Origin of the sequence: Prevotella sp. TCVGH (assembly GCF_023522295.1) — a bacterium.
Lineage (GTDB): Bacteria > Bacteroidota > Bacteroidia > Bacteroidales > Bacteroidaceae > Prevotella > Prevotella timonensis.
Genome location: NZ_QFFX01000102.1, coordinates 1 through 5,875, shown reverse-complemented (window position 1 = coordinate 5,875; position 5,875 = coordinate 1). Strand labels below are relative to the sequence as shown.

5 protein-coding genes are annotated in these 5,875 nt (G+C 40.9%); 4 read left to right on the top strand and 1 reads right to left on the bottom strand.

The window, feature by feature from the left end:
- Nucleotides 1-108: 108 nt before the first annotated feature.
- Nucleotides 109-702, top strand: a complete 594-nt coding sequence (locus tag DEM91_RS11945; protein ID WP_249859063.1) for a WYL domain-containing protein — start codon at nt 109-111, stop codon at nt 700-702.
- A 100-nt stretch (nt 703-802) separates the two neighbouring features.
- On the opposite strand, the gene lptB is transcribed toward DEM91_RS11945, so the two are convergent.
- Nucleotides 803-1,621, bottom strand: coding sequence for an LPS export ABC transporter ATP-binding protein (gene lptB / locus DEM91_RS11940; RefSeq protein ID WP_249859062.1), 819 nt, complete (start codon nt 1,619-1,621; stop codon nt 803-805).
- Between the two features lie 301 nt (nt 1,622-1,922).
- Between lptB and DEM91_RS11935 the strand changes: the two genes are divergently transcribed.
- The 3 genes from DEM91_RS11935 (at nt 1,923) to tig (ending at nt 5,664) form a co-directional block, all read left to right on the top strand.
- Nucleotides 1,923-2,678: an MlaE family ABC transporter permease gene (locus DEM91_RS11935; protein ID WP_249859064.1), complete on the top strand. Its 756-nt coding sequence runs from the start codon at nt 1,923-1,925 to the stop codon at nt 2,676-2,678.
- Nucleotides 2,679-2,705: 27 nt separating this feature from the next.
- The gene (locus DEM91_RS11930) at nt 2,706-3,464 is read left to right on the top strand and encodes an ABC transporter ATP-binding protein (RefSeq protein WP_249859061.1); all 759 of its coding nucleotides are present in this window, start codon (nt 2,706-2,708) and stop codon (nt 3,462-3,464) included.
- An 844-nt stretch (nt 3,465-4,308) separates the two neighbouring features.
- A complete protein-coding gene (tig, locus tag DEM91_RS11925; RefSeq protein WP_249859060.1) occupies nt 4,309-5,664 on the top strand; it encodes a trigger factor in 1,356 nt (451 codons plus the stop codon).
- The last annotated feature ends 211 nt before the right edge of the window (nt 5,665-5,875 follow it).

The window sequence follows — 5,875 nt, the reverse complement described above, 5'->3', positions numbered from 1 at the left end:
CGCTAAGTGAATGATAATGAACAGTTAATAAATTACAAATATTTTCCAATTATTTGGAAAGCAACATAGAAGATTATGTTGGAAAATCCTCCGCAAGATACGTTATACATGAACCAACTCTTAGATTGTATTGATGAAAATAGATATGTAAGGGTGTCGTACAAAAATGCTTACGGCGTTGAGAGTACATTTATCTTGGCTCCTCTTTTTGTTCGACTTTTCAGGCAGCGTTGGTATCTTATCGGGCGTGATAAAAAGAATGGGGACGTCAGAATCTTGGCGGTCAATCGTTTGTTGGAATTTGAGAAGTTGGACGTGAAGGTGCGTAAAGAGAAGCCTCTGACACCCGATGAATTCTTTGCCGACTGTTTCGGCATCATAAAAGATCCTCGTAAAAAGGCAGAGCATATTCGCTTACGAGCATTTTGGCCACAATATATCTTTTTGGAAGAAACGCCACTGCATCATTCTCAGCGCATGGTAAAAGATTCGGGCGATGGCGAATATAGAGAATACGAGCTGTATGTTCAACCAACCTTCGATTTTAAGCAAGAATTACTGAAGAACAGCAGGGGGCTGATTGTTTTAGAACCTCAATCTCTGAAAAACGAGATGATTGCCATTCTGAAAGATATGTTGAAAGGATATGAAACGGGCGAGGATTATAGCGGTGAGGGGAAAGGATATGATGCAGATGAGTAAGAAAACTATCTCACCCCTTGCCTCTCTGTGAAAGGAAGAGGAGTCGTTGGCTCGTGATAACAAATCAATCTTCTTCTTTCTGAAGAAAGAGGATAGTTGCTTATTCCTCTCTTGCCCTTCGTTCTTCGTCAATAAGCTGGAAGTCTTTTTTGCGAAGAATGAAGTTGCTACCTAAGTATTTTTCTCGTACGATTTTGTTGTTCGCTAACTCTTCTGGCGTGCCGTGGAAAAGGATTTTTCCCTCGAACAGCAGATAGGCGCGATCCGTAATGGTTAAAGTCTCTTGCACGTTATGGTCGGTAATAAGAATACCGATATTATGGTATTTGAGTCGCCAGACTATGTGTTGAATATCTTCTACGGCAATGGGGTCTACACCTGCGAAAGGCTCATCCAACATGATGAACTTAGGATTGATCGCCAAACAGCGAGCTATCTCTGTACGTCGACGCTCACCTCCAGAGAGTTGGTCGCCTTTGTTCTTGCGTACCTTGTTCAGTCTAAATTCTGTAATTAAGCTTTCCAATCTCTCCATTTGTTCTTTCTTAGAGAGTTTCGTCATTTCCAAAACAGAAAGGATGTTATCTTCCACACTCATTTTTCTAAACACACTGGCTTCTTGTGGCAAGTAGCCAATGCCTGCTTGTGCACGTTTATAGACGGGATAGTCGGTAATCTCTTGCTCGTTTAGATAGACATGCCCCTCATTTGGAATGACCAGTCCTGTCGTCATGTAAAACGAAGTCGTCTTTCCTGCTCCATTGGGACCCAACAGTCCTACAATTTCCCCTTGGTGTACATCGTAGCTCACCTTGTCAGCAACGGTGCGCTTGCCATATCGTTTTACCAGTCCTTCAGTACGCAGCACCATGGACTGATTGTCCTGCTGTTGCGGACTTTCTTCCTGCTGATTATTCATAGAAGTAATTGCTTAATCGTTTGCGTTTAGATAGGTCATCAATGCCTGTATCTTACTTTCTTTGCAAAGGTATGAAAAATAATCAAAAAAGAAAGGATGAAGTTCGCTTTATTCTGTTCGTAACATCAGGGCTGCCCGTTTAAGAACGTGAAGAAATGCTGATATCAGGCGTTGTAAAATGTTACAGTTTGCTATTTACGAAGAAAAACAATGACAATTCTCGTGGATAATATGGGGAATTTCGTTACTTTTGTACCAAGCTATGGGTTAGCGATCAAAGAACAGATTAAAAACGAGTAGAATTTTGGTAATAAAATTAATCATCACATATCTAATAACGTTCGGGAAGTACCTGTTGTTGATGGGGCGCACGTTCAGTCGTCCCGAGCGTATGCGCATGTTTTTTAAGCAATATATAAAAGAGATGTCGAAGTTAGGCGTTGACTCCATTCCGCTTGTATTGCTCATTTCTTTTTTCATCGGAGCCGTTATTTGCATTCAGATGAAAATCAATGTGCAGAGCCCGTGGATGCCTCGTTGGACAACAGGATATGTCACTCGTGAGATTTTCTTGTTGGAGTTTGCAAGTGCCTTTATGTGTTTGATACTTGCCGGGAAGATAGGATCGAATATTGCCTCTGAATTAGGAACAATGCGTGTTACTCAACAAATCGACGCATTAGATATTATGGGCGTTAATCCAGCATGCTATCTCATCCTCCCTAAGATTGTGGGGTTGATTACCATTATGCCTTTTTTGGTGGTTTTTAGTTCTGTGGCAGGAATGATAGGAGCTTATGCCACCGCCTATAGTGGGGTGCTTTCGCCAGCAGACCTGACCTTAGGACTTCAATATTCCTTTAATGTTTGGTTTGTTTGGATGAGTATCATTAAGAGCATTGTGTTTGCCTTTATCATTGCCAGTGTCTCCTCCTATTACGGTTTTTCTGTGGAGGGAGGCGCAGTTGCTGTCGGTGAGGCGTCGACCAATGCTGTTGTGAGTAGCTCCGTATTGGTGTTGTTTGCGGATGTATTCCTTACCCCGTTGCTGAGTTGAGTTTAAAGTTTCTGAGTTGGTGAGTTTATGATAGAAGTAAAAAACTTATATAAATCATTTGGTGAGAAAGAAGTCTTGCAGAATATTAATACCACATTTGAGAACGGCAAGATAAATCTTATCATAGGACAAAGCGGTTCGGGCAAAACTGTTTTGGTAAAAAATATTGTAGGTTTACTTGCCCCAGACCGAGGACAAGTGCTTTACGACGGTCGAGATTTTGTCTCCATGAGCAGGCGTGAACAAGTGGTGATGAGGCGAGAAATGGGAATGGTGTTTCAAAACTCTGCCCTTTTCGATTCTTTGTCCGTCCTTGAAAACGTGATGTTCCCCTTGGATATGTTTTCAACGAAGAATTATCGAGAGCGTGTGAAGCGTGCCCAAGAGTGTTTAGAGCGTGTCAACCTTTTGGATGCGCAAGAGAAGTCGCCTGGCGAATTGTCGGGTGGCATGCAGAAACGAGTGGCAATTGCCCGTGCCATCGTGTTGAATCCTAAGTATCTTTTTTGTGACGAACCAAATTCTGGGCTCGACCCTAAAACCTCGTTGGTTATTGATGAGTTGCTGTCGAGTATTACAACAGAGTTTAATATCACCACAATTATCAATACGCACGACATGAATTCTGTCATGGAGATTGGCGATCACATCACTTTCATCTACAAAGGAAAAGTGGAATGGAAGGGAAATAAAGCTGATGTTGTGAATTCAGACAATAAAAGATTGAATGATTTGGTGTTTGCCTCCGATTTGTTCAAGAAAGTGAAGCAAGCCGAAAACGAGTAAGGGTAAACAGCATTTGGCAGACTTCTGCAGCTCAATGCCGTTAGGTTACTTGATTTTGTGTCTATAGGTCACGGCTCCTTCATTTAACAAAGGTATATTTTGTTGTTGTAAACGACGTAGAAGAAATCAACAACGAAATAAACAGAAAACACGAAAATGTGCGAGTGATATGAAGAAACCAAAGAACGTAGACGTTCTGATGAAAACAACGAAAAGCAATGCGTTGTGATTTTTCTCAGAGTTTGTCAAAAGTGAAATGCTGCAACTATGTTTTTCGTTATTTTAGACAGAACGGGACGTTCTTTCGTGAAATGGCTTTTGCGGCAATGTTTTTTAGATTCTTTTGTGTTTTTCGTTGTTAAAAGATGAGATATCATGCAGTTTTTTCATTGGCACGCAAGATGTTATATTTATTTAATCGGTAAATTTGAGAGCGAAGTAACCAAAGGATGAAAGATTTATGCCAGCAAAGGTTATCGTTAAATGAAAGAGCCGTGCGCAAAAGTTACTTGTGTGCGAAAAAAAGCAGATGTAACATATTTGCGGCTGTTGCGATAGGCTTGTTGACAGTCTCATTTGGCGCAATCATATAAAGGCTAAGAAGCGGGTTTCTTGAAGCATGTCTTTAAGCCCCTTAACATAATGGGTTAAGGCGGTTAAAGTAATGAGTTTGCGTGCTTATCTCCATGGGTTAATAACTGTTTGATTTATAGATGATTATTTTGCTGTATTTGCGTTAAAAAAACAAATAATTTATAGTGAAGTTAGGAGATTAGGGTAAAAATGCGTAATTTTGCCATTCATTTGAAAACAACAAAAATAATCATAAATCAAAACGTTAAAGATGAATATTTCATTTGAAAATCCCGACAAGATTAACGGTTTATTAACTGTTACGGTCGAAGAAGCTGATTACAAAGAGGATGTCGAGAAGACATTGAAAGACTATCGTAAAAAAGCCAATGTACCCGGTTTCCGTCCCGGACAAGTTCCTATGGGCATGATTAAACGTCAGTTTGAACCATCTGTAAAAATGGATACAATCAACAAATTGGTGGGTCAGAAACTCTATGAGTACATTCGGGAAAATAATATTCCAATGCTGGGCGAGCCTTTGGCATCTGACAAGCAAGAAACGGTAGATCTTGAGAAAGAAGCACCTTATACCTTCGCTTTTGATATTGCTGTGGCACCCGACTTTAAGATAGAGTTGAATGGCAAAAATAAGATAGACTACTATAACATCCAAGTAGACGACAAGTTGATTGACCAGCAAGTAGAAATATTTGCCTCTCGGATGGGAACCTATGAGAAGGTAGAAACCTTTGAGGGCAATGATATGCTGAAGGGTGATTTGCGTGAATTGGACGAAAATGGAAACACCAAAGAGGGTGGCATCACTGTTGAGGCTGCCGTTTTAATGCCCAGCTATATCAAGGAAGAAGGCGAGAAAAAGAAATTTGATGGTGCGAAGTTGGGTGACATCATCACCTTCAATCCTCGTAAGGCTTATGCCAGCGATGTAGAATTGGCTTCGTTCTTGAAGGTTGATAAAGAACAGGTGAAAGAGCATGAGGGTAACTTTAGCTATCAGATTACCGAAATTAGCCGTTATCAGAACCATGCTGTCAACCAAGAATTGTTTGATAACGTGTATGGTAAGGACGCTGTGAAAGACGAAAAGCAATTCCGTGAGAAGATAGCCGAGGGACTGAAAGCACAACTCGAGGGCGAAAGCGATTACAAATTCTTGTTGGATACCCGTGCTTATGCCGAGAAGAAGGTTGGAAAACTGGAATATCCTGATGAACTGTTGAAGCGCATCATGCGTAAAAACAACCCCGATAAGGATGAGGCATTTGTAGAAAAGAATTACGAAGAGAGCATCAAGCAGCTCACTTGGCATCTGATTAAAGAGCAGTTGGTGAAAGCACATGATATCAAGGTAGAAGACCAAGACATCAAGGAAGTAGCGCGCGGTGCTGCTCGTGCCCAGTTTGCACAATACGGTGTGAGCAATGTTCCCGATGAGTATATCGAGAATTATGTCAACGATTTGTTGAAAAAGCAAGAGAGTGTAGATGCTTTTGTAGACCGTGCCATCGACTCGAAGCTGACACAAGCCTTGAAAAAGTCGGTGAAATTGAATGAGAAAGAAATTTCACTGGACGACTTTAATAAAATGTTTGAAGAGAAATAACGCATTTTTTCACGAAAAATCTATTGTTTAGATTCAAACTATTAGCATTTAATAGTCTAATAAGTTACTATGTTTGCAAAGGCTAACACACTGAGACAAGTCGGATGCCGCTCTTCGGAGGCTTCGCGCCTCCAGCCGCATGGCAAACCACCGCGGTGTTTTTCATAGTCTGCAAGGAAAAAGTTGGTACGATAATAATTGGATTGTATAT

What these genes read in the sequence shown, in the direction of transcription:
- tig (WP_249859060.1), top strand. Translation starts at nt 4,309, where the DNA reads ATGAATATTTCATTTGAAAATCCCGACAAGATTAACGGTTTATTAACT.
- lptB (WP_249859062.1), bottom strand. Translation starts at nt 1,621, where the DNA reads ATGAATAATCAGCAGGAAGAAAGTCCGCAACAGCAGGACAATCAGTCC.
- DEM91_RS11945 (WP_249859063.1), top strand. Translation starts at nt 109, where the DNA reads ATGAACCAACTCTTAGATTGTATTGATGAAAATAGATATGTAAGGGTG.
- DEM91_RS11930 (WP_249859061.1), top strand. Translation starts at nt 2,706, where the DNA reads ATGATAGAAGTAAAAAACTTATATAAATCATTTGGTGAGAAAGAAGTC.